The following is a 24,711-nucleotide window of genomic DNA, read 5'->3' on the forward strand; positions in this document are numbered from 1 at the left end:
GTAAATTTGCGTTTTATCATTTATGCCGGAAATGTCAGAAAAACGCACGGAAAAGGAATCCCCGCTCTCAAAACTCTACCGCCTCTACCTGAGCGGCCTGAGCTTAAATGACTTTGACCGGCTGGTAAAAAAAGAGGTCCCGGGCATGTATCAGTATTACCGGGAGCAGATTACGCCTCCGGAACCGGGAACGGATAAATTTAAGCGCTCACTCCTTTTCATCAAAGATTTTTTCATCGTATTCCTCAATAAACTGACCCCTGTCCGCCGGATTGTTTACTCGGTGAGTCTTTTCTTTTTCCTGTGGGGTTATTTTATTGAAAGTTATTTCTATCTGGTGCTGGGTTTTATTATCACTAACATCCTTCTTGCGTTTGAACTGGCTGACAAGCTGAGCATGAGGGATGAGCTTGATGTCGCGAAAAAAATTCAGCAGGATCTTATGCCTGCATGCGCGCCGGAGATTAACGGGTTCGAAATTTCAAGCCATATCTCTCCCGCGCGGGAAGTAGGGGGAGATTATTTTGATTTTATCAGGACGGAAGAAACCGGGGGGCATCTTTTTGTTATCGGTGATATATCAGGCAAGGGGATGGCAGCCGCGCTGAATATGATTCAGGTGCGCACGCTCATTCATGTGCTTGCCGCCGGTCGTGACGGTAATCTGCATCTTCTGCTGCAGGAACTGAATAAGGAGCTCTGCCGTGTTTTAAGGCGCGAATATTTTTTTACTGCCAATGCTGCTTATATTGATAACCGGAACAACATCAGCTTCTGCAGGGCCGGGCATATGCCGGTGATTCACTATTCGGCTGAAAGCAAAGAAATCAAAGTATATAAACCCCGCGGTCTCGGGCTCGGGCTTACCGGTTCTTCCCTTTTTTCAGAAACCCTTGAGGTGCAGGAAATTACTACCACCCCGGGGGATGTTCTTCTGTTTTACACCGACGGCGTGAACGAGTGCATGAATGAGCACGGCGAGTTCTTCGGAGATGAGCGCCTGCTCAGGATAATCCTCCATAACGCCCACCGCCCTGCTGAACAGATTAAGCGTGATATAGCCTACCGCCTGGCTGATTTTGCCGGGGATACTGATCAGCATGATGATATTACCTTTGTGATTTTTAAGGTGCTGTGATGGATGAAAGCAAAAAACCGTTATATATCCTTGCCGCATCCCTTGCCGCGGTAAAGCTGATGCTGCATCTCCTCTTTAACGGCGGCTACGGCTACTTCCGTGATGAGTTTTATTATATAGAATGCGCCAGACACCTTGCCTGGGGCTACGTGGATCATCCCCCTCTTTCCATGCTGATAAGCCGGATTTCGCTTGAGCTCTTTGGCGATTCACTCCGCGCCATACGGCTGTTCCCCGCGCTTGCCGGCGCCGGAGTGGTATATATATCAGCCCTGACCGCCATTATGCTCGGCGGAGGAAGATATGCAGTCCTGATTACCGGTCTGGGCATTATTGTCTCCCCGGTGGTGCTCATTCTGGGGAACTTCCTTTCCATGAATGTATATGATCTGCTTCTTTCCGCTGTCTGGTTTTATTATGTTATCCGTCTGCTTAAGGATGAAAATCTGAAGGACTGGTACCGCATTGGCGCGGTTACCGGGCTGGCGCTTCTTAATAAATATACACTGCTCTTTTATCTGGTGTTTCTTCTCCTTATTCTTATTGCCGGCAGGCAAAGGCATCTGTTCCGCGCCAAAGAGTTTGTTATTGCGGTGCTGATTGCTTCGGTTATGCTGCTGCCCCATCTGATCTGGCAGATACAGAACGGTTTCCCCACGCTGGAGTTTATGAGCAACGCGGCGTTATATAAAAATGCTGATCTCTCCGCCGGTACGTTTATCGCGGAAATGATTCTGGAACTGCATCCGGTTAATGCATTGCTGCTGCTCACTTCCGTCATTCTGATTCTTACGGACAAGGTTTTCGCGCGCTATAAACCGCTGGTCTTTGCGTATATAGCCGTCCTTTTCTTTTTTATGTTTACCGGAGGAAAGCCCTATTATCTTTCCGTGTTTTTCGGCGGCTTGATACCACTGGGGTCTGTTCTCGCGGAACGTGTTATTAAAGGAAAGCGCAGAAAGCTGATTATATACAGCCACGCCTCACTGCTCGCTGTTTCGGGACTGGTTATTGCTCCGGTCGCGCTCCCCGTTCTTTCCCCTGAAGCGCTGATTTCATACACCGCGATGCTGGGCATAGAACACACTGCGCAGGAGAATGCAGAGCAGGGCCCGCTGCCGCAGTATCATGCTGATATGTTTGGATGGGAGGAACTTGTCCGCACCGTGGCTGATGCTTATAATTCCCTTTCGGAAGAGGAGAAAAAAAGTGTCGTGATCTTCGGGCAGAATTACGGACAGGCCGGTGCGGTTTCTGTTCTCGGCAAAAAATATGGCCTGCCTCCGGCTGTATCATCCCATAATAATTACTATCTCTGGGGCCCGGGTACTGATACTATTACTGCTGCAATCATTATCGGCGGAGAGGAGAACGAAAAGCATTTCGATTCTGTTGTTGTGGCAGGAGTAACAGACCACCCTTATGCAATGCCTTATGAACGGAATAAGCCGGTTTATATCGGACGCGGATTCAGGTATAACATTAAAGAGGTCTGGGGTTCCTTAAAGAATTTTAATTAACAACTTTTTACAGGAGAATTTGGTGGCACAACAACACTGGCTCTTTAAGGCTGAACCTGAAGATTATTCACTGGAGCAGTTTAAGAAAGATAAAAAAACATACTGGGACGGCGTCCGCAATTATCAGGCGCGGAACTTCCTGAGGGGTTCAGTTAAGAAGGGGGACGAGGTATTTATATATCAGAGCAATACCGATCCGCTCGCTGTTGTTGCACTTGCTGAGGTGGTAAAAGAAGGATATCCGGACTTCACGGCAATGGATCCCGATAACAGCCATTTTGACCCCAAGAGCACTCCGGAAAATCCTATATGGTATATGGTGGATATCAAACTGACAAAGATTCTTAAAACCCCGGTGCTGCTTTCCGAACTGAAACAAAACCCGAAGCTGAAAGATTTCAGACTCCTGCAGCGCGGAAACCGTCTTTCGGTTATGCCGGTCACTGCCGGGGAGCGGAATGAAATTCTGAAAATGAGTGAAAAATAAATTTTTATGAAACTAATTAACACATTCAATCATCAAAATACAGCGGATAAACTATGTACCGTTTATTTCTCTATTTACTTACAATACAGGTTATGCTGATGTCTCAGGACGCACTTGCACAAAAAGCGAAAGACTTTGATATACCGTATAAGAAATTCACGCTGAAAAACGGGCTTACCCTCATTGTGCATGAGGATAACAAAGCCCCGGTTGTGGCAGTGAATATCTGGTATCACGTGGGATCAAAAAATGAAAAGAAGGGGAAAACAGGATTCGCGCACCTCTTTGAACATCTGATGTTTAACGGCAGCGAAAACTTTAACGACGATTATTTTCAGGCGCTTGAGCGGGTTGGAGCAACCGACCTGAACGGCACCACGAATAATGACCGCACGAATTATTTCCAGACCGTGCCGGTTTCAGCGCTTGATCAGATTCTCTTCCTCGAGTCAGACCGTATGGGGCACCTGCTCGGCGCGGTTACGCAGGAAAAACTTGACGAACAGCGCGGTGTGGTTCAGAATGAAAAGCGCCAGGGTGAAAATCAGCCCTACGCTGTTACCGAAGAACTTGTTACACAGAATACCTATCCGGCAGGCCATCCTTACTCATGGACGGTTATCGGCTCAATGGAAGATCTTGATGCCGCAAAGCTTGAGGATGTTCATGAATGGTTCAAAACCTATTATGGTGCGGCTAATGCAGTTGTAGTAGTAGCCGGAGCTGTTCAGGCGGATGATGTTCTTAAACGCGTTGAAAAATACTTCGGTGATATACCTTCAGGCCCTCCTATCGCAAAACATCAGGTGTGGATCGCAAAGATGAACGGCACAAAGCGCCAGACCGTTCAGGACCGCGTTCCCCAGGCCCGTATATATAAAGTATGGAACATCCCCGAGTGGGGCACCAAAGAGTTAACCCTGCTTGATATGACAAGTGATATTCTTTCCTCGGGCAAAACGTCACGCTTTTACAAGCGGCTTGTTTATGATGAGCAGATTGCAACCAGCGTGAATGCATTCTACTCACCGGGTGAAATCGGCAGCCAGTTCTACATCGTGGCAACCGCGAAACCGGGCGTTGACCTTAAAAAAGTTGAACAGGTGCTTGACGATGAGTTTAATAAATTCCTCAAAGAAGGCCCCACAGCAAAGGAAATGGAACGGGTAAAGACCCAGATATTCGCCTCATTTGTCCGCGGTGTTGAACGCGTCGGCGGATTCGGCGGCAAATCTGATATCCTGGCTGAAAATCATGTTTACGGCGGAACACCGGATTATTATAAAACCCGCCTCAGCTGGGTTGAATCAGCCACCGCTGCTGAAATCAAAAAAGCAGCCAACGACTGGCTTTCAGACGGCGTATATATTCTTGAAGTTCACCCCTTCCCGGAATTTCAGACAACCGCTTCTGATGTTGACCGTAAAAACCTCCCTGCTAACGGAACTACGCCCGATGCAGTTTTTCCTGCATTTGAAAAGGCAGAGCTTTCAAACGGATTAAAAATTGTTCTTTCAAGAAGAAGCTCAATTCCTGTGGTAAACATGACTTTTATGTTTGACGCGGGATATGCTGCCGATATGTTCACCCATGCCGGAACCGCTTCTCTTGCGATGAATATGCTTGATGAAGGAACCAAAACAAAGAACGCACTTCAGATCAGCGAAGAGCTTGATATGATTGGCGCGCAGCTTGGCACCGGCGCCGGACTTGATTACGCGACAGTCCGTCTGAATGCACTCAAAATGAATCTTGATAAGTCATTGGATCTTCTTGCCGATGTAATGCTGAACCCAAGTTTCCCGGAAAAAGATCTTGAACGGCTCAGAGCAGAACGCCTTGCAACCATTGCGCGTGAAAAGAACACCCCCACACAAATGGGTTACCGTGTTTTTGCAAAACTTCTTTTTGGAGAAGGACACGCCTACGGTAATCCGTTAACCGGATCAGGTTTTGAAACTTCCGTAAAGAAAATCACCCGTGATGACATCGTGAAGTATTATGACACCTGGCTCAGGCCCAATAATGCTACTCTTATCGTGACCGGTGATATCACCATGGAAGAACTGAAGCCGAAGCTTGAAAAGGCATTAAAGAACTGGAAACAGGGAACACCTCCGAAGAAGAATGTTTCTGAGGTTAAGCTCCCCGGAAAGCCAGTGATATATATTGTTGACCGCCCCGGTTCACAGCAGTCCATCATCTTTGCCGGACATGTTTCTCCCTCACGCGGAGAAGATGAAATAGCTGTTGAAGCCATGAATAACGTCCTCGGCGGAACCTTTACTTCACGCATTAACATGAATCTGCGCGAAGATAAACACTGGTCATACGGTGCGGGCGCGTTCATTATCAATACTAAATATCAGCGGCCATATCTTTTTTACGGCATGGTTCAGTCGGATAAAACGATGGAATCCATGATGGAGATCTACAAAGAAGCTAAAGAATATATCTCCACCAGACCTGTTACGGCTGATGAGCTGAACAAAGTAAAACTGAATCAGACTCTTGCTCTCCCCGGCTCATGGGAAACCATCGGCGCGGTGAGCGGATCCCTTTCAGAAATGGTAATGTATGATCTGCCGGACAACTATTTTGCGACCTATTCAGACAAGGTGAAAAACCTGAGCGAGCAGGAAGTAAAAGAAACCGCGGCAAGATATATCAAACCGGATAATTTTGTGTGGGTTGTGGTTGGCGACAGAGCCAAGATCGAGCCCTCCCTTAAAGAAACCGGATACGCCATCCAGTACATGGATAGCGACGGAAATGTCGTAAAATAAAACAAATATTCCATAAAAAACCCCGCCACGTGCGGGGTTTTTTATTTTAAACGTTCGGTAGAGACGATGCACTTGTCCCGATGCAACCGGGATGCGTCGTCTCTACGGTGCTATATATATACTGTCCTCACATTACTAATTACTAATTCCTAACTGCTAATTATCCTTCCACGGTCCTGTTATCGCCAGCGTAATACCGGGATTCTGTATGTTTACAAACAGCCATTTGCCGTCAGGTGAAAAACAGCAGCCGCAGAGTTCTTTTTCATTAAGAGCATTCTTGCCGAACTTAAAGATCTCTCCGGCGGGAGTTACGATATCCAGATACTGCACGCCGGGGCCATCCTCGCAGATCACCAGATCGCCGTTTGGTGCAACAGTGATGTTATCAGCATTCTCAATTAAATCAGCGGAAGGGGATTCAATAAAGAGTTCAAGCCGTCCCGGTTTTTCCTTTTCTTTTGCCGTGCCTTCATAGATACTCGGTATATACTTAAATATCTGGCCAACTTTTTTTGCTCCGCCGTTGGTGCAGGCAAAGAACACTGCATCGTTGCCGTACCACATTCCCTCTCCGCGGGCGAAGCGTGCTGCTCCTGCCGCATATCCGCGGTAGCGGAGATCATCTTTTGGTGCCTCAACATCATCAAGATCAATCCATTCTGTTTCATATATCTCTCCCTGGGTAACCACTGCCCCTTCCCAGTTGCGGGTATCAAGTCCGGGCCTGCCTTTCACTGCAAGCGCCTGAAGTTTTCCTCCTGAGCGGAGATTCTGCTTTTCATTCGGAATAAAACGGTAAAGCAGTCCGTCTCCAATATCTTCGGTCAGATAGACAACTGAGGAATAGGGGTCAACCGCGATCGCCTCATGATTAAATCTTCCCATTTCCTTAATCGGATACGGTTCCGCAAGCGAGGGATTCATGGTCGCGGGCACTTCAAACACATATCCGTGGTCATGCTCGTATATATCATCCTTCAGGATAACGGTTTCTTCGCAGGTAACCCAGGTGTTCCATGGTGTGGGGCCTCCGGCGCAGTTACGCAGAGTTCCGGCCAGACTCAGGAATTCCTTCTCTTTTTCACCAGTTTCATTGTTAATAACTAATGTTGTGGTACCGCCGAGCGCCGGTTTTTTGCCCCGGGCGTAGTCGTAAAACCATTTTTTGTCCAGTTTCGGCAAAAGTTCGTTATCTGCCCCGAAAGCGCCGAGAGAGTTATCCGAAGTCGGGTTAATCTCATGATTCCGTATCAGGATGGTTCTGCCGTTCTCCCCTGGGAATGCAGCCATGCCGTCGGGCAGTCCGGGCACAATAAAGCCGTCTGACATCTTATCGCCGGAACGGGAAAGTATTTTATAGGTGAATCCCTTAGGAAGATCAAACACTCCTTTGGGGTCCGGAATCAGCTCTCCATACCCAAGTGCCTGCCGTAACGGGGCCTGAGTAATAGCTGAGTATGCCATCAGTTTGCTTAATCCGCTGAAACCCAGGGTTACCGCGGCAGCTCCTTTTAAGAAATTTCGCCGGGAAATTGACACGCTTTACATCTCCAATAATTATTTTACGCAAGATACACAACTCCCCCAGATTGAAAAGGAAAAGAAGTGTTATATTTCCGTTATTTCCGCGCAAAAACCGCGTTTTATAATCCTCCGTCCGTCCCAATGTTCCCCCGTTCTTGTTTTTTCTCTTCCGGTTATCCTTTCCTTACCGGATAAAGTCTGTATTTTTGTTAAATAACTTTGTTAATTCTTCTAAAAATAAAACAAACGGATAAACTCCATGAAAAATTTCCCGGTAATGTTTTTCCTGCTGGTTCTTTCGGCAGGTACATTGTTTGCCCAGCAGCAGGAGGCGCGGTTGCTCCGCTTTCCCGCTATTCACGGCGATCAGATCGTGTTCACCTATGCTGGTGACCTCTATACTGTCAGTGCCTCAGGCGGAACCGCCCGTAAACTGACCAATGATGAGGGTGTTGAGCTTTTCCCGAAATTCTCCCCGGATGGCAGGCAGATCGCTTTCACCGGCCAGTATGACGGAAACTCAGAAGTATATATAATCCCCGCCTCAGGCGGAGTGCCCAAGCGCGTCACCTGGACCGCCACTCTCGGAAGAGACGACGTGTCAGACAGAATGGGGCCTAACAACATTGTAATGGACTGGAAGAATAACGAGGAAATCCTCTTCCGCTCCCGCTGGCAGGAATTTAACGACTGGAAAGGCAAGCTTTACCTGGCAAAAACAGACGGCTCCATGGCTGAGCAGCTTCCTTTACCCCGCGGCGGATTCAGCAACTACTCCCCCGACGGCCAGAAACTCGTATATAACAGAATGTTCCGCGAATTCAGAACCTGGAAGCGCTACCGCGGAGGTCAGGCAGATGAAGTGTGGATATATGACTTTAAGACAAAAAAGCATGAACAGCTGACCAATAACCCCGCGCAGGATATCATTCCGATGTGGGGCAGCAATAATAAAATCTATTTTATCTCCGACCGCGACAGCCGCATGAATCTCTTCTCCTATGATCTGGGAACCAAAGAGACCAAAAAACTGACCAATTATGATGACTTTGACATTAAATACCCCTCTATGGGAGACAAAGCTCTCGTTTTTGAAAAAGGGGGATACATATACAAAATGGATCTGGCCTCAGAAAAGCCGGAAAAAGTAACCATTTATATCAATGAAGATTTCTCCTCAGGCAGGGGCGGATGGATTGATGTAAGCAAGAATGTTTACAACTTTGAAATTTCTCCCGACGGCAAACGCGCGCTCTTTGGAGCGAGAGGCGAGCTGTTCACCGTTCCGGTAAAAAGCGGCCAGACCCGCAACCTGACCAACAGCTCAGGCGTTCATGAAAGAAATTCCAAATGGTCACCTGACGGAAAGTATATTGCATTCATCTCCGATGAAAGCGGCGAAGATGAAATTTACATCATTCCGCAGGATGGCAGGGGCGAAAAGATCCAGCTGACCAAAAATTCGAAGAACTATAAATATCAGATCCTCTGGTCCCCTGACAGCAAAAAAATTATGTGGGGAGACAGAAATCAGAGCATTCATTATGTTGATATTGAATCAAAATCAGTCACCAAAGTTGATGAGTCTCAGTACTGGGAAATCACTTCATATGACTGGTCCCCTGACAGCAGATGGATCACCTATGGCAAACCTGTCAATGGCGATATCAACGGCGTCTATGTATATTCCCTTGATTCAAAGAAGAGCACGCTGGTTACGGATACCTGGCATAACGCATCAGGCCCGGCTTTCAGCGATGACGGAAAATATCTCTTCTTTACATCAGAAAGAACCTACAGCCCCACTTACGGCTGGACTGAATGGAATCATATATATTCAGACATGACAAAGATCTACTTTGTTACGCTGAGCAAGGATGCAAAATCCCCCTTCGAACCCAAGAGTGACGAAGTAACCATTAAGGATGATGCAAAGAAGGACGAAAAGAAGGACGAAAAGAAAGATGATAAGAAAGCAGACGCGAAATCAGTAACCGTTGCCATTGATTTTGACGGCATCACTGACCGCGTTATTGAACTCCCCTCCCCGGCCGGACAGTTCTTTAACATCACTGTTACAGGAAGCAAAGTATATTACATGAAGCGCAAGAGCGGAGACCGCAGCGCCAAGATATGGATGTATGACCTCGAAAAACAAAAAGAAACCGAAATTACCGATGCCGGCGGATATGAAATCTCTGCCGATAAAAAGAAAATGCTCGTCGGTAATATGGGCAGTTACTATATTATAGACCTCCCTTCGGCAAAAGCAGAACTGAAAGACAAACTTGACCTTTCAGACATGAAAATGAATCTTGACCGCAAAGCTGAGTGGACCCAGATATATAACGAAGCATGGCGCCAGATGCGCGACTTCTTCTACGCCCCGAATATGCACGGCGTTGACTGGGAAAAAATGAAGAAAACTTATGCTCCGCTGGTTGAGCACGTTAATCACCGCATTGATCTGACCTATATCATCGGCGAACTGATCGGTGAACTGAATGCTGGTCACGCCTATGTTGGCGGCGGCGACTACCCGAAAGCTGAAAGAATTAACCTCGGCCTCCTTGGCGCGCAGATTAACCGCGACGGCTCCGGCTATTACAAGATCAGCAAAATCTATAAAGGACGCAACTGGGATAAATCACTCCGTTCACCTCTGACTGAAATCGGCGTGAGCGCAAAAGAAGGTGATTTCATCGTTGCGGTTAACGGCGTTTCAACCAAAGGCATGAAGAATATCTACGAAGCACTGGTAGGCACTGCCGGCAAACAGGTAATGATCTCGCTTAACAGCAAAGCTTCTGAAGACGGCGCCCGCGAAGTGATTGTTATCCCCGTTGAGAGCGAACATGATCTTCTCTATTATAACTGGGTGCAGAACAATATCGAGAAAGTATCAAAAGCCACCGACGGAAAAGTAGGATATATACACATCCCTGATATGGGTGTCCCTGGTCTTAACGAATTCGTTAAGTACTATTATCCTCAGCTTGAAAAAGAAGGTCTCATCATTGACGTTCGCGGCAATGGCGGCGGAAACGTATCCCCGATGATTATTGAACGCTTTCAGAGAAAACTCACCATGGTTGATATGGCAAGAAACGGTATGCCGGGCACCAATCCAAGCGGAATGCACTTCGGACCTAAAGTAGCACTTGCTGATGAGTTCTCAGCATCAGACGGAGATATCTTCTCCTACCGCTTTAAGTTCCACAAACTCGGAAAGCTGATCGGAAAACGCACCTGGGGCGGCGTTGTGGGAATCCGCGGAACCCTGCCGTTTGTTGACGGCGGTTTCCTGAACAGGCCGGAATTCAGCCGCTATGATGTGGATGGCAAAGAGTGGATTATGGAAGGATACGGAGTTGATCCCGATATCTATGTTGATAATGATCCGGCTCTTGAGTTCGAAGGCATTGACCAGCAGCTTGACCGCGCGATTGAAGAAATCAAGCTTGAGCTGAAAAACAGAACCAAGCTTCCTGAACCGCCTCCTTATCCTAATAAGAGCAAGTAATCAGCGGTTACTGATTTATACAAGCCCTGCCGGTGAAAACCGGCGGGGCTTTTTTGTATATATAAAATTATTTTTTGTAGGGACAGCTCGCGAGCTGTCCTATACCCGTTAATGTTATTGAGATAAAACTTCCTCTGCCTTCGTTAGGACAGGTCACGACCTGTACCTACGGTTCTAAAATTCAACACAAGAAATTTGTAGGGACAGCTCGCGAGCTGTCCTATACCCGTTAATGTTAGGCCACTAATTACTATACAAGAAAACGAATCACGAAGTATAAATCAAATACACACCACCCAGAATAACAAGAATCCCGCATATCCGTTTGATCCAGAGAATGACATTTGACCCTTCCGCCCAGTTCATATAACTCTGCACTTTGCCCGCAAGCGTTCCGGCTCCGGCAATCACTGCGCAATGGCCCGTTGCGAATGCGGCAAGCAGCAATATGGAGGTGAGATACTCTGTCTGTGCAGTCTGGAATACAACACCCAGCACCGGCGCCATATAAGCAAAAGTGCACGGACCAAGAGCGATACCAAAAATCAAACCAAGCAGCAGGGGAGCAAGAAGCCCTTCAGCTTTTGTTTTGCCAAACCCTATAGCGTTAAAGTTAACAGAGATAATATCAAGAAGATAAAGGCCTGTGAGAAAGAAAATAAGCGCTACAAAATAATTTCCGTATTCACCCACATCACCCATCAGCCGGCCGAGTGAGGCAGTAATTAATCCTATCGCTGCAATTGTGATCAGAATTCCGAGAGAAAATACCAGCGCTATGACAAATACCCGTTTTGTTTTTAGTCTGCCCCGGGATGTTATATATCCGATGACCAGCGGAATGCTCGACAAATGGCAGGGTGAAAGGATAATACTCAGCACACCCCAGGCAAATGATGCGGCGACAGCAAGCCAGACCGATTGGGTCATTGCCTGGTATAGGGCCGTAAACAGTTCCTCTAGCATTGCGAAGATCTTTTATTCAATGATATATCTTTCAGACGGCAGGCCTTAGTCCCTTGCTCTTCAGAATTTTATCAATCTCCTCCTCCGGATAAAATCCCTCATGACGGTGAAACTCTTTGCCGTTTTTGTCAAGAAAAACCTGCGTCGGAATCAGCCGGATTTTATACATTGAAGCATAGTGCTTCTGTTCTTTTGTCCAGACATCATAAAAAATCACCTTAATTTGAGAACCGTACCGCTTCTCCAGTGATTTCATAACGGGGACCATCTGCTTGCAGGGAATACAGTTTACAGATCCAAGCTCAATAAAGGTTACCAGAGGTTTGTCATCTTTCCTTAGTGTTGCTTCGGCTTCATCCTGCTGAAGCGGCAGCAATGCCAAAAGAATGAGGAATACAACTTTTTTCATACTCTATCCTTTCAGCCAGTTTAACAGCTGAGCTTCTTTAGGAATAACGCCATAGCTTACAACTTTTTCATTCACCACAAGACCGGGAGTCATCATTATTCCGTACTCAACCATTTGGTTAATATCTGTAACCTTCTCAACAATTGCATCTATCTGATGCTTTTCGATAAGCGCGCGGACGTTAGCTTCGAGTGTGTGGCACTTTTTGCATCCCGTGCCTAATATTTTAACTGAAATCATAGTAATAGTCTGCTGATTTATAAATGTGATGTGATATACTCTTCAAGGAGCGCTTTCATGTTTTCGTCGTAGACAATCTTGTGCATCAGGCGGTTATCACCGTCAAAAAGCAGAACGGTCGGTGTAAACAATGCATCGTAGAATATCTGGAGATCGCAGTTATCGTAACTATCAATAATCCAGTAGTACATGGAATGTCTCCTGCCGAAATCAATTATATCAAGGCTCTGCTTCCTTGCCATCTCCATCGTGCAGGGGCAGGAAAGCGAGGCACTGAAAAGAATAATTTTGATGCCCCGGTGATTAAAGAACTCATCATAACCAGCCTGATAAAACATCGCGGAGAACTGCAGGTACCACAGATTAAACAGTACCAGAGATGAATCTGTTGTAATCATTTTTGAAGCAGTTTGATATCCTTCCAGATCTCTGATAAGCGAATCAATTTTTTGATTCTCATCCTCAGCGGCTGATAAAGCCAGGAGGTGTGAAGAAAGCCCGGTAAGTTTTTCTTCAGCAGAAGGTTCATACCGGGAAAGTGAGAGGAAATAATCCCCGGCTTTTTCCTTGATGCTGCTGTAACTCTGTGCAGGCATGAGGCACTGCATGAGAAGTATTAATGCACTGATAATGCGTAGTTTCATGGGAGAAGCAAATATCGCGCTGATCTCAGTTTCACAGTTTAAACCATTTCCGTCAGCCAGTGAGTAAGTGTCGATTTAACAGGGATTTTCCCGCTGACAAGCACTTTGCCGTTCACCACTAAGCCTGGTGTCATCATAATGCCAAAATCTGCAAATTTTTCCCGGTCAGTTATTTTTTCTATCTGTGCTTCAAGATTGTTTTCAGTAACTACTTCTTTAACCAGCCCTTCAAGTCTCACGCAGTTTGCGCATCCCGGACCTAATACTTTAATGTCTAACATGATCTTTTCCTTTAAATATATAAGTCTAATAATTTCTGCTGCTAAAAAAATGCTCCAAACACCATTCCGCTTATGGTAGCCATAACTACTACCAGCGACACATATACAACGGTTTTTTGCGTTCCGATAACGCTTTGTATAACCAGCATGTTCGGAAGTGAAAGTGCCGGACCCGCAAGCAGAAGTGCGAGCGCCGGGCCTTTGCCCATACCGCTGTTCAGAAGCCCCTGAATGATGGGGATTTCCGTCAGCGTCGCGAAATACATAAATGCTCCGGCGAAGGATGCAAAAAAGTTTGCCCAGACTGAGTTTCCGCCGAGTAAACTTTGTATCCATTCCTTCGGAATAATTCCGCCGTTTCCTTCAGCGCTTCCGAGAAAAAATCCGGCAACCAAAACACCTGCACCCAGCAGCGGCATAATCTGGCGTGCAAAGCCCCATGTCTCGCCAAGCCACTGATTTGGTTCATCCTTGCTCAGGCTGAGCGCAATAGTTGTGGCAATGACTGCGGTTATGAAAGGAACTTCCGGAGTATCATAAAAAAAGTAACCCGCCAGGGTGACAAGCAGCGTCCCGGCAATAACATGCCATTTGTTTATTTTGATGATATATATCATTGAAGCGGCAAAGGCAAGTCCGAATGCAGCCGTGATGAACCACTTAGCGGCGAACATATAATACCAGAAGCCCCCGGTATCACCGGCTGGTTTTCCCCAGTTTACAAATACCAGAATGGCAACAAGGATGAAAAAATGAAGTGTGATCTGCCAGAACGGCCGTTCCTCCTCAATTTCGGGCAGCAATAACTGCGCCGCTGACTTTTCCTTTTCTTCATCACGGTATATATAGGCCATAATCGAGCCGATCACGATGCTGAAGGTGACTGCGCCTATAACGCGGGCAACGCCAAGCTCAAAACCCAGGATGCGCGCGGTGAGTATAATAGCAAGGATATTGATAGCCGGTCCTGAATAGAGAAATGCTATAGCCGGCCCCAGCCCCGCGCCCCGCTTGTGAATGCTTGAGAAAAGCGGAAGGATAGTGCACGAACAGACAGCAAGCACCGTTCCGGATACCGCTGCAACGGAATATGCTGCCCACCTCTTTGCTTTTGCGCCGAAGTATTTTATTACAGCATTCTGGCTGATAAATACTGCTATTACTCCGGCGATGAAGAATGCCGGAACCAGGCAGAGAAGAACATGCTCCCGGGCATACCACTTTGCAAGTGAAAAGGCATCAATGACCGCATTCCTGAAGACCTCCCCTTCAACAGGCATGAAATAAGCAAAGAGGAAAAATCCTGTTATCCAGAGAAACGATTTGTATTGTGCTTTCCAGTCCATCCGAGATGCCGGTTTCTGATTAAAAAATTTGTTAAAGTATCTTTTCGTCCCCGGCCTTATTTATCCGGTACTTTGCAGATCGTCCTGATGAAGTGTTTTTTCCGCTTTATCGAGGAGATCCAGAATCAGCGGATCTGCAATTTTATAGTTGGTTCTGACTCCGTCTTTCCATCGGATGAGAACTCCGGCATCGGCCAGGGTGCTCAGGTGACGGGAAAGATTGGACTGCTCAAGATTAAGCTTATTCTGCATTTCGCAGGCACAGAGTACAGGATCCTGGCGAAGGAGGTTGAGAATTCTTATCCGGTTGGGCTGCCCCAGAGCCAGAAAAAGTTCAGCGATTTTATGTTCATTATATGTATTCATGCTCATGAATACACAATTACCATGCCGTACCGGAAAACCTTGTTTTTGAGCGAAAACCGGGGAAAGTGGATCTTTAAGAGATTCTCAGTAATAAGAATGCCAGGGTACCCGTGATAGGCGTGCCAAGGATCAAGAGGGATTGGGCCGGTTTCCTCTGTCAGGCACGGCGAGTCCCCAAAATAAAGCCGCCCCCCGTTTCCGGAGGACGGCCGTCTTATGCGTTACGAATCAGGTGCCGGAACTGGCGGCTTACTTCACCAGCAGCATCTTCTTCGTAAAGAGAATTGTATTATCTGCAGCCATGCGGCAGATATATATACCTCCGGCATATTTTCCAGCGTCAAACTTTACCGTGTAGATGCCCGGCTGCTGCTCAGCATCAACAAGTGTTGCTACTTCGCGGCCGAGGATATCATAAACCTTGAGAGAAATGCGCACCGCTGACCCCTGACTGCCGCTTCCGGGTATTGCATAGCGGATATTGGTTGAAGGGTTGAAAGGATTGGGAAAATTCTGCTCCAGTGAAAATGTTCCGGGTAGGGGAGCGGGGGTATCATCCACACCAACGATTATGCGTTTAATGAAATTGATTGCCTCAACCCTGATATCAATATCTCTGCTTACCGTGCCTGAACCAAAGATTACAGGGCCGCCGGGGTAATTATGCCCGCCGCCGGTAATTCTGTAATATCGTACCATTTCCCTTCCTGTGGAGTCATTATATATCATTCTGTCAGTATATGTGCCGTCACCGCTGTTGCCGTTTATCCGCACTGAGTCATAGAGCACTGTTGCTTTGTTCTTATTTCTCCACCAGGATACTGTTTGCGGTATGCTCCAGAATCCGCTGCCTCCTGAATAGGTTACCTGATTGTCGGATGTTCCGTTTACAAGCATGATGGGCGCGGTTGTTGAAGCAAGGGTACCTCCGGTCATTAGTGACGTAAGTGTGGCAACGTTTGATATTACTGCCCTGAACTTGTCCCCGGCAGCAGCAAGAGCTTTCTGAACCATGAAGCCGCCGTTAGAAGTACCAAACAGGAAGACGTTATTGGGATCAATACGATACTTTACTTTAAGAGTGTCAATAAGTTTCAGAATAAAATCAACATCATTAATACTGGGAGCCGGGTATCCGGAATTTGCACTTATGCCGCTGTTCCAAACCAGATCATAGGCCTCAGGATATACGGTATAGAAGCCAAGTGTGTCGCAGTACTTAAAAAGTTCAAGAATATTCATCTCCCAGTCAATACCGCAGCCGTAACAATTAAGGTGCAGCATGACTGGCCGGCCGCTGTCTCCGGCGAAAAACTTTGGAGGAATAACAACATAGTTTCTTTGTAAGCCGTCATGGCTGAAACTGTGTAATATTCCTCTTGGCAGTTCAGGTGCTGATCCAATGGAGTCATCCTCTTCAATAGCTCCCAAATCAGGCCTGCTGAATGAATTCCTCGGCCGGGCATTACCCAGAAGATCTGTTGGCGGCGCGGTCATGTTCACATTATTGATATTTGCTGACATTGTTCCGGCGCCAAGACAGGGGCTTGAGGGAGAGAGACGGTATGAAATAGTATCAATAAAAACCGGATCTCCTTTTATATTATTCTTCCCCCGGGATGATTCCCCTCTGATAAGATTATTATGCAATTTGTCCCACCTAATGCCGTCTATATCATGATTGAACGGACCGTGGTTCCAGAAAATATTATTAAAACCGTATACCTGAGACATGGTTGATACAGGAGTAACAGCGAGCAAACCCGAACCCCATGAGCCATAATTCTGCACAATCGTATTATTAACGAGTTCAATGATTGCCCTGCGGTAGGTATATATTCCTCCGCCTCCATCGGGTGCATAGTTTTTAGCGATAATATTATTATAGATATAATAGCGGTGATTCCAGACCGTTGTTGCGTTCCAAACGGTGATTCCTCCTCCGATCTGATTTGCAGTATTTCCCTTGATAATATTATTCTCTATCCTGATGTTAGAGGAAAGACCTGCTTCTCCCCCGAAATGCAAACCGCCTCCTCTGCCAAAATGATACGTTCCGTATGCCTCATTTTTTTCAACAGTATTATTTTTGATGACACCGTTGCCGCCGTAAATCGCACAGCCGCCTCCCCAGGGGCGGTAATTTTCAGTTGCGGTTGATCTGACACTGTTATTCCTAATGATATTATATTCAATGATCCAGTGGCTAATAGCACTGTTTTGCGGATAAAGCGCAATTCCTCCCCCTTCAGTACCGTAGTTGGTATTTAATGAATTGCCGGCTATGATATTGCGGCTTATTCTGGCACCCCCGCCTGAGATGTAGATGCCGCCCCCCAATTTAAATGTAGCAGTACCTAATCCTAACTTAGTACCTGTCCCTCCGGTTATGGTAAATCCTTTGACGATAGTCGTGGTATCGGAGGTCCCGTATATATGAATTACCGAACCTGAATCTGGATGGGAGGGAACCGCCCCGCTGATAATGGTTCTTGAGATATGAGCCGTATCGCCGTCAACAATATACTGACTGGCGAGCACCAGTTTTTTTGGTATCCGGAGATTTTCACTGTAAGTTCCTTCTGATACCAGAATAGTATCTCCCGGCTGGGCTGCATTAATGGCAAGTTGGATTTTGGAATAATCCTGCGGAACTCTTAAAATTGCCGCTTCCGCAAAGGAAACGATGCTAACTAAAAGCATCATGGTAAAAAAGTACCTGTGTCGCATAAGAACTCCTGGGAATAAGTTATTGATGATCATGTTTTCATGCACGGAGCATATAATAAAAGCGGCAACACATAATTTCCTGCAAAGGCCTGCCTCTTCAAACCTGCCGCACTCTTGCAGCAGTCTTTCTCCTCTTCGCTTAGGAGATCAAAAAGCCATTTGCTTTGATTCATGTTGCCGCTTTACTTTCCGGTGTACGTTAGGAGAGCATACATCCGGTTTTATATTTTTGTTTTAATAAATAATGTCCGTCTCTATTTAGCCATCAGCATTTTCTTTGTAAGCATAATCTTGCTGCCTGCTGTGAGTCGGCAGATATAAACACCTCCGGAAAGTTTTCCGGCTTCAAATTTTACCGTGTAGATACCCGGCTCCTGCTCTGCGTCAACAAGCGTTGCCACTTCGCGCCCGAGGATATCGTAAATCTTAAGGATTACCCTGATCATCATACCATCTCCGCCTGTCTGCGGTATGGTATAACGAATATTGGTGGAGGGGTTGAAGGGATTAGGGTAATTCTGCATAAGTGAAAACTCTGTTGGCAGCGATTGATCTTTTTGAGCATCTGTCAGAATATTTTCGTTCGCACCCATGTCAGGATTTGCATAACCCAACGGCCATTGCCTTACGTTGCCGAGGAAGTCCCGCTCCGGGGCTTTAAGGATGGCGCCCCCAACGGTATATTGCATCATTCCTGCGCCAAGCAGAGGGCTGTTATATTCAAGACGGTAGTACGGATCACCGGCTGCAAACTTAGGCGTATCAGTCATATTTCCGAATCCGCTGAACCCGCCATATACACAATTGAAATTTGCGTTTGCCTCTGAACTAACTGAACCGTTTATGAACCGAATCTGATTATTACCAACAGCGGTATTCCAGAGAATATTGTTCATTAACCGTACCCTGCTTGGGCTATTAGAAACACCAACTCCATAATTTCCATCGTTATCTGCAATTGTGTTGTTTATCAGGTGGCTGGTTGTCATATGCAAAAAAACGGTACCATAGTAGGGCCTTGAGGAAGTTGATTCATAAGAGGAATTCTTCACGATAATATTATTCTGCAGAGTTGCCGTGGGATAGTTGTAAGTAACTGAACTGTTATGCGCAATATGGACGGCACTTCCGTTTGGGGTAGCATGATTACCGGAAAAAAGATTTCCGTCGAGAAGAACATTTGCTGTATTAACTGAACCAGTCCAGATTTCAACACCTCCTCCGCCTGAACTGTAGTCCGCTGTTTGTGTTACTTTGTTATCAATAAACCTGTTGTGCATAAGTAATCCACTTCCTGTGATGGAAGCACCCCCACCGCTGCTGGCCCTGAGATATCCAGCGGTTTCATTATTGCGTATTTCATTGTCAGCAAGTATCCAGTAATTGTTTGACGGGTTATCCGGCCAAATGCAGATGCCCCCTCCTATGGTTCTGGGATATATAGAGGTCCCGATTGTTTTATTGTTAATAATTCTGTTGGCAATAATGCTTACACCCTGGGCGCTGACCATAATTCCTCCCCCGGCCCGCCAGTAACGGCTGTTTCTAATTTCAAAGTATCTTGTTCCGGTTCCGTTCATGAGAGTAAATCCGGTTATGACCGTGCCCGTATCGCATGGCGGTTTTACCACAATAACGCTCGCGGTATCCGGATACCAGGGCACTCCGCCGCTGATAATAGTGCGTGATATATGGGATGTGTCTCCGTCTGTATAGTAGAGACTTGCAAGAGTAATTTTTTTACTGATAACCACATTTTCATTATATAAGCCCTCCGATACCAGAACAACGCATCCCGCCTGGGCTGCATTAACCGCATCCTGAATTTTTGCATAATCCTGCGGCACACGGATAATGGCTGAAGAGCAGGAAGCACCCAGAGGATTTTCAATGGCGCCAAGATCCGGCTTTGTATATGACGGACAGCATCTCGGCATGCCAAGGTAGTCTGCCGAGGGCGCATCAAGGCGGGTGACGTCAAATGTGTAGGTTAATAATCCTTTTCCTATAGCGGGACTTTGTGGTGTGAGGCGGAAAAGGGTATCCGGGTTGGCGAAGAGCGGGTCAGCATTAATGATATTTGTTCCGGCGGTAAAGCCGCCCCGTATCAGACAATTTGCCGCAAAGGTATGGTTAGTCAAATCTGATATTTCAACTGTTGCTGCAGGATTCCAGATGATGTTGTTAATCATATATTTCCAGTGGATCACGCCGGAAGGCGTATATATTGAAGTTGTCCCGACCCCATGAACCAGAGTATTGTTAATCAGCTTATAATTGCCTGCTGAAAAGCGAATTTGTGAGCCGTTTGTTGCACTGTTGCGGTAAAATATATTATTTTCAAGAGTAATGGAAGGAGATCTTCCGTTATAAATCATCGTTGTCAGTCCGCCGCCGGCTCCGGTATTGAGAGCAACTGTATTGAAAGCAATATAATTATCTGACACATTGACAATTGCCCTGTCTCCTATGGCGATACCCCCGCCTATGTTTCGTGATTCATTATAAACAATGGTATTTCCGGTTATCCTGCCGGTCGACCAGAATTCAACTCCCCCTGCCTCAGTATTGCCCATGGTGGAAAAGTTTGAATATACTTTGTTGTATTCAAAAATGATATAATGAGGAATGTTGTTTTCAAGCAGGGTTCCGGTTGTACTGAATCCGCCTCCCCAGTTGTTGGTTACACCGTTTCGTGGATTGGTGGAATTATGATGAATAATGTTGTGAGATACTCTCAGGCCGGTAACATTAATAAGATCAATGCCGCCGCCGCTGATGCCATAAGCGTTGTCGCTGGGATAAAATCTTATGTTCCCCCAGCCCTGGGTTATGGTGAAGCCGCAGATGCCTGAAAGAGTATCCAGATCGCCGCTGAAGGTAACAACGGATCCTGAATCAGTATGGGTTCTTTGGCTGCCGTTGATGATGGTGTTGGCGATGTGTGATTCATTCCTGTCAATAATGAACTGGCTTGCCAGAAGAATCCGTTTCCTGATCGTCAGATTTTCATAATAGGTGCCCTCCGAAACCAGCACGGTATCACCCGGCTGCGCGGAATTAATAGCAATCTGAATTTTTGGATAGTCCTGCGGAACTCTGATGATGGCAGCTTCCGCGAGGGAAACGATGCTGACAAAAAGCATCAAGCGAAAAAAGAAACTAAGTCGCATAAGAACTCCTGTAAAGTTGGTTGTTATAAATATTTTTTTAGTGTGAAGGAGAAGTCACTGATTCATTCTCCTTCACACCTGTTTCTCCTGCAATAATTATTTAATGAACATCATTTTTTTCGTAATAACCAAGCCGCTGCCTGATCTGATCTGGTATATATAAATGCCTCCGGCAAGCTTTCCGGCTTCAAACTTCACGGTATAGATGCCCGGCTCCTGCTCCGCGTCAACAAGCGTTGCCACTTCACGGCCGAGGATATCGTAAACCTTCAGTGTTACCTTCACCATCATACCATCTCCGCCGGTCTGCGGTAAGGCATAACGTATATTGGTGGAGGGGTTGAAAGGATTGGGGTAATTCTGCATGAGGGTGAATTCTGCCGGAATAGTTCCGTCTTCAATCAGATTAGTGAGAGAGTTTTCGGTAGCACCAAGATCAGGATTAGCATAATTGGTTGGCCAAGGACGGACATTACCGAATATATCACGCTCAGGTGCAGTGAGCAGCTGATCCCCCACTGTCCATTGCTGCGATCCCGCGCCCAGTGCAGGACTGCTGCTGTTCAGCCTGTAATAAGGATCATCAGGTACAAACTGAGGATCTGCTGAGATATTACCAAAGCCCTCATACCCCCATTGAATACAATTAAAATCAGCAGAAAGAACAGCCGGACTTGTTTCCAGTCTGAATTTAATTTGTGTGCTGCCTGACGTTGGATTCCAGATAATGTTATTCATCAGGGAAACTTTTTGAGGAAGGGTCCCAATATATATGGCATAGTTTCCGAGATTATCAGCCATCGTATTATTTATAAAATAAGAATATGTACCCCGAAGATGAATTAGTCCGGTATCTTTATTGGTAGCCGCGTAATTCGGCGGGAAAGCTATATTTTTAACCATGATATTATTCTGGATTGTCAGCTGCGGGACCCGCTCTGGAGGTAAATTTTCCGCACCGTAGGAACGCAGTACGCTTCCATAGCTGCTCCTGTTACCGGTAAAAAAGTTTCCATCCATCAGGACTTTTGCGGTACTGGATAAGTTGGAATAAATGCCAATTGCACCTGAGTAACTCCCCAAAGGGACGCTTGCCCCTGTTATCACCAGCCAGCGCGAAGAGTTATTAACAAATTGATTCCTCACGATCTTTCCGCTGCCGGTCAGATAAATGCCTCCGCCGTTCGCCCCTGTTCCGTTTGCATCATTTTCTTTAATCAGATTGTCAGATATCTCATAACCGGTAATTTCTCCGTTTGCATTATCTATGTTTATTCCCGCTCCTGCCGTAACTGGCAAAGCAACAGTCCCGGAGACCTGGTTATTTATTATCCGGTTGTAACGAATTGAGGCCCCGCCGGCAAGAATATTTATTCCACCCCCTCCAATATAGTAGTACCCGTCCTGTGCCAAATACTTCGTTCCGGTTCCGTTTGTTATTGTAAGACCCGTGACGACTGTATTTGTATCGGATCCAAGACCGATATTTATCACACTCCCTGAATCAGGATTCTCCAGCCCGGCTCCGGAAATTATTGTTCCGGATATGTGTGAAGTATCGCCGTCAATAAGATACTGGCTTGCCAGGGTAATTTTTTTATTTATACTCAGATTTTCATAGTATATACCGTCAGAAACCAGAATGGTGTTTCCTTCTGCCGCTGCATTGATGGCGGCCTGAATGGTGCCGTAATCCTGCGGAACGCGGATTGTTGTTGCCAAAGCTGGTGCACCGAGAGGATGCTCAATGGCGCCTATATCCGGATTTGAGTAAGCGGGGTTAGGACGGGGGAGCCCGAGATAATCATTACCAGGTGCATGCAGTATATATGAGGAAAGAGCAGCAGATAATACCCCAGCTCCAATTGCAGGGCTTGCCGAGGTGAGCCGGAAGAGTGTATCACCCGTGATAAACAAGGGATCGGAATTAACAATATTGGTTCCCCCGCTATATCCTCCGCGTATCAGGCAGTTAACAGCAAATACGGTGTTTGCCGGTGCCTGAATGTCATTTACTATTAAAGGGTTCCACAAAATGTTGTTCATCAGATAGACAAAAGCAAAATTGATGCTTGGAATAATGAGGGCTTTGTGATTGCCTCCGTTTACAAAAGTATTGTTTACCACTGTTACTTTGCCTGCCTGTACATAAAGATGAGATGCTACTGCATTATTCCCGCTGAAAATATTGTTTGTAATTATTACTTCCGGATCTCTTTCCTGGCTTCTGTAAACAGAGATACCCCCGCCGTATCCTTCCGGCGCAGTGTTGTTTGATATATAGTTTTCAGCTATGAGAACATTTGCTTTATCACCTATATGGATGCCCGCCCCCTTGTTTTTTGCTGCATTGCCCGTGATGATGTTTCCAACGATTCTTCCGTTGCTCCAAAAGTCAACACCGCCCCCTTCACCACTGCCAAGTGATGAAGTGTTATTATATACACGATTGTATTCAAAAATGATGAAATGTTCAAAGAACGGCTGTTTAAATGATCCGCCCGTTGAGAATCCGCCTCCCCAGTTGTGGTTAATAGTATCCCGTGAATTAGATGAGTTGTTTTTGATAATATTGTGTGAAACACGCAGCCCTGATACCTGGTAGAGGTCAATCCCTCCGCCGCTGATAGCAAAAAAATTTCCATCAGGATAGAATCGGATGTTTCCCGTGCCTCCTGTCACCGTAAATCCGCAGATGCCTGAAAGAGTATCCAGATTTCCGTCAAAGGTAACAGCAGACCCTGAGTCGGTGTGAGTCCTCTGGCTGCCGTTAATGATGGTATTGGTGATGTGGGATTCATTCCTGTCAATAATGAACTGACTTGCCAGAAGAATCTTTTTTGTAATTTTCAGATTCTCATAGTAGGTGCCTTCTGCAACCAGCACGGTATCACCGGGCTGGGCTGCATTGATGGCAAGCTGAATTTTTGCATAGTCCTGCGGAACTCTGATGATGGCAGCTTCCGTAAGGGAAATGATGCATAAGAAAAGCATCACACGAAAAAAGAAACCAGGTCGCATAAGAACTCCTGTAAAAAAAGTTAAATGATTCCTCCGTGTTCTTTGCATTTGCCGGTTCCGCAAACGGGGTGTGGCAGATCCGGCGGTCGGGCTTGCTCCCGGCCGGGAAAGGATGAGTACTGAGAGTGCGGCCTATGCCGGAAGTCTCTCCCCCTTGTTATGCCCATTAAGAAACTGTGAAGAAATGCAGGAAAGGATAATATCAGCCAGCCGGATTCGCTTCCTCCGTTTTGCTGACGGCTCCGGTTTTCTGGCGATAGTCTGTTTTGCCGGTTTAATACTGCTGATGATTTCATTGCCTGTAGCACAATTTTTTAAAACTCTGTGTCAGAGGGGGCTAATTAACTGAAAAAGCAGGGGCAGGCGTTAACACAAATCTTTCATTTTATACCACAAATCTTTCATTTTTTCAAAAAGTCATAATTTTCAGCCCGGAGACGTGCTAAAACATGTACTGGGAAGGTATCAGGAACGGAAAAATCTGAAAAAATGCGGGAACAGAATGATGATGAGAATATTCAGGCGAATGGTCTGAGACAAAGAGAAAATGAACT

Annotated in this window: 15 protein-coding genes and 1 pseudogene; 5 read left to right on the top strand and 11 right to left on the bottom strand. The window is 46.3% G+C overall.

The window, feature by feature from the left end:
- Window positions 1-31: 31 nt before the first annotated feature.
- From HRU80_01005 to HRU80_01020, 4 genes are read left to right on the top strand one after another with little or no spacing between them, the layout of a single operon-like run.
- Window positions 32-1,138, top strand: a complete 1,107-nt coding sequence (locus tag HRU80_01005; GenBank protein ID QOJ27515.1) for a PP2C family protein-serine/threonine phosphatase — start codon at window positions 32-34, stop codon at window positions 1,136-1,138.
- Window positions 1,138-2,658 carry a glycosyltransferase family 39 protein gene (locus tag HRU80_01010; GenBank protein QOJ27516.1) on the top strand — a complete coding sequence of 507 codons (1,521 nt, stop codon included), beginning with the start codon at window positions 1,138-1,140 and terminating at the stop codon, window positions 2,656-2,658. Before HRU80_01005 ends, HRU80_01010 begins: the two co-directional genes overlap by 1 nt.
- A 22-nt stretch (window positions 2,659-2,680) precedes the next feature.
- Complete coding sequence (locus HRU80_01015) at window positions 2,681-3,145, top strand: EVE domain-containing protein (protein ID QOJ27517.1); 465 nt, start codon at window positions 2,681-2,683, stop codon at window positions 3,143-3,145.
- Between the two features lie 53 nt (window positions 3,146-3,198).
- The gene (locus HRU80_01020) at window positions 3,199-5,931 is read left to right on the top strand and encodes an insulinase family protein (GenBank protein ID QOJ27518.1); all 2,733 of its coding nucleotides are present in this window, start codon (window positions 3,199-3,201) and stop codon (window positions 5,929-5,931) included.
- Window positions 5,932-6,087: 156 nt separating this feature from the next.
- Here HRU80_01020 and HRU80_01025 read toward each other — a convergent pair.
- Window positions 6,088-7,482 (bottom strand): annotated as a pseudogene (locus tag HRU80_01025) (DUF839 domain-containing protein).
- 235 nt (window positions 7,483-7,717) lie between these two features.
- Between HRU80_01025 and HRU80_01030 the strand changes: the two are divergent.
- Complete coding sequence (locus tag HRU80_01030) at window positions 7,718-10,981, top strand: PD40 domain-containing protein (GenBank protein QOJ27519.1); 3,264 nt, start codon at window positions 7,718-7,720, stop codon at window positions 10,979-10,981.
- 267 nt (window positions 10,982-11,248) lie between these two features.
- On the opposite strand, the gene HRU80_01035 is transcribed toward HRU80_01030, so the two are convergent.
- The 10 genes from HRU80_01035 to HRU80_01080 form a co-directional block, all read right to left on the bottom strand.
- Window positions 11,249-11,947, bottom strand: a complete 699-nt coding sequence (locus HRU80_01035) for a cytochrome C biogenesis protein (GenBank protein QOJ27520.1) — start codon at window positions 11,945-11,947, stop codon at window positions 11,249-11,251.
- A gap of 31 nt (window positions 11,948-11,978) precedes the next feature.
- Window positions 11,979-12,356 carry a thioredoxin family protein gene (locus tag HRU80_01040; protein ID QOJ27521.1) on the bottom strand — a complete coding sequence of 126 codons (378 nt, stop codon included), beginning with the start codon at window positions 12,354-12,356 and terminating at the stop codon, window positions 11,979-11,981.
- Window positions 12,357-12,359: 3 nt separating this feature from the next.
- Window positions 12,360-12,596, bottom strand: coding sequence for a TM0996/MTH895 family glutaredoxin-like protein (locus HRU80_01045; protein ID QOJ27522.1), 237 nt, complete (start codon window positions 12,594-12,596; stop codon window positions 12,360-12,362).
- Window positions 12,597-12,613: 17 nt separating this feature from the next.
- Window positions 12,614-13,240 carry a hypothetical protein gene (locus tag HRU80_01050; protein QOJ27523.1) on the bottom strand — a complete coding sequence of 209 codons (627 nt, stop codon included), beginning with the start codon at window positions 13,238-13,240 and terminating at the stop codon, window positions 12,614-12,616.
- 38 nt (window positions 13,241-13,278) lie between these two features.
- A complete protein-coding gene (locus tag HRU80_01055; GenBank protein ID QOJ27524.1) occupies window positions 13,279-13,521 on the bottom strand; it encodes a TM0996/MTH895 family glutaredoxin-like protein in 243 nt (80 codons plus the stop codon).
- Between the two features lie 41 nt (window positions 13,522-13,562).
- A complete protein-coding gene (locus HRU80_01060; GenBank protein ID QOJ27525.1) occupies window positions 13,563-14,867 on the bottom strand; it encodes a permease in 1,305 nt (434 codons plus the stop codon).
- Between the two features lie 60 nt (window positions 14,868-14,927).
- Window positions 14,928-15,233: a winged helix-turn-helix transcriptional regulator gene (locus tag HRU80_01065; protein ID QOJ27526.1), complete on the bottom strand. Its 306-nt coding sequence runs from the start codon at window positions 15,231-15,233 to the stop codon at window positions 14,928-14,930.
- Between the two features lie 249 nt (window positions 15,234-15,482).
- The gene (locus HRU80_01070) at window positions 15,483-17,939 is read right to left on the bottom strand and encodes a prolyl oligopeptidase family serine peptidase (protein ID QOJ27527.1); all 2,457 of its coding nucleotides are present in this window, start codon (window positions 17,937-17,939) and stop codon (window positions 15,483-15,485) included.
- Window positions 17,940-18,217: 278 nt separating this feature from the next.
- Window positions 18,218-21,136, bottom strand: a complete 2,919-nt coding sequence (locus HRU80_01075) for a T9SS type A sorting domain-containing protein (protein ID QOJ27528.1) — start codon at window positions 21,134-21,136, stop codon at window positions 18,218-18,220.
- A 96-nt stretch (window positions 21,137-21,232) separates the two neighbouring features.
- Complete coding sequence (locus HRU80_01080) at window positions 21,233-24,157, bottom strand: right-handed parallel beta-helix repeat-containing protein (protein ID QOJ27529.1); 2,925 nt, start codon at window positions 24,155-24,157, stop codon at window positions 21,233-21,235.
- Window positions 24,158-24,711 lie beyond the last annotated feature (554 nt).

It is taken from the genome of Ignavibacteriales bacterium (genome assembly GCA_015709675.1).
Taxonomy (GTDB): Bacteria; Bacteroidota; Ignavibacteria; order Ignavibacteriales; family Ignavibacteriaceae; genus H2-BAC3.

What these genes read in the sequence shown, in the direction of transcription:
- HRU80_01050 (QOJ27523.1), bottom strand. Translation starts at nt 13,240, where the DNA reads ATGAAACTACGCATTATCAGTGCATTAATACTTCTCATGCAGTGCCTC.
- HRU80_01020 (QOJ27518.1), top strand. Translation starts at nt 3,199, where the DNA reads ATGTACCGTTTATTTCTCTATTTACTTACAATACAGGTTATGCTGATG.
- HRU80_01080 (QOJ27529.1), bottom strand. Translation starts at nt 24,157, where the DNA reads ATGCGACCTGGTTTCTTTTTTCGTGTGATGCTTTTCTTATGCATCATT.
- HRU80_01065 (QOJ27526.1), bottom strand. Translation starts at nt 15,233, where the DNA reads ATGAATACATATAATGAACATAAAATCGCTGAACTTTTTCTGGCTCTG.
- HRU80_01005 (QOJ27515.1), top strand. Translation starts at nt 32, where the DNA reads ATGTCAGAAAAACGCACGGAAAAGGAATCCCCGCTCTCAAAACTCTAC.
- HRU80_01075 (QOJ27528.1), bottom strand. Translation starts at nt 21,136, where the DNA reads ATGCGACTTAGTTTCTTTTTTCGCTTGATGCTTTTTGTCAGCATCGTT.
- HRU80_01070 (QOJ27527.1), bottom strand. Translation starts at nt 17,939, where the DNA reads ATGATGCTTTTAGTTAGCATCGTTTCCTTTGCGGAAGCGGCAATTTTA.
- HRU80_01060 (QOJ27525.1), bottom strand. Translation starts at nt 14,867, where the DNA reads ATGGACTGGAAAGCACAATACAAATCGTTTCTCTGGATAACAGGATTT.
- HRU80_01035 (QOJ27520.1), bottom strand. Translation starts at nt 11,947, where the DNA reads ATGCTAGAGGAACTGTTTACGGCCCTATACCAGGCAATGACCCAATCG.
- HRU80_01030 (QOJ27519.1), top strand. Translation starts at nt 7,718, where the DNA reads ATGAAAAATTTCCCGGTAATGTTTTTCCTGCTGGTTCTTTCGGCAGGT.
- HRU80_01040 (QOJ27521.1), bottom strand. Translation starts at nt 12,356, where the DNA reads ATGAAAAAAGTTGTATTCCTCATTCTTTTGGCATTGCTGCCGCTTCAG.
- HRU80_01045 (QOJ27522.1), bottom strand. Translation starts at nt 12,596, where the DNA reads ATGATTTCAGTTAAAATATTAGGCACGGGATGCAAAAAGTGCCACACA.
- HRU80_01055 (QOJ27524.1), bottom strand. Translation starts at nt 13,521, where the DNA reads ATGTTAGACATTAAAGTATTAGGTCCGGGATGCGCAAACTGCGTGAGA.
- HRU80_01010 (QOJ27516.1), top strand. Translation starts at nt 1,138, where the DNA reads ATGGATGAAAGCAAAAAACCGTTATATATCCTTGCCGCATCCCTTGCC.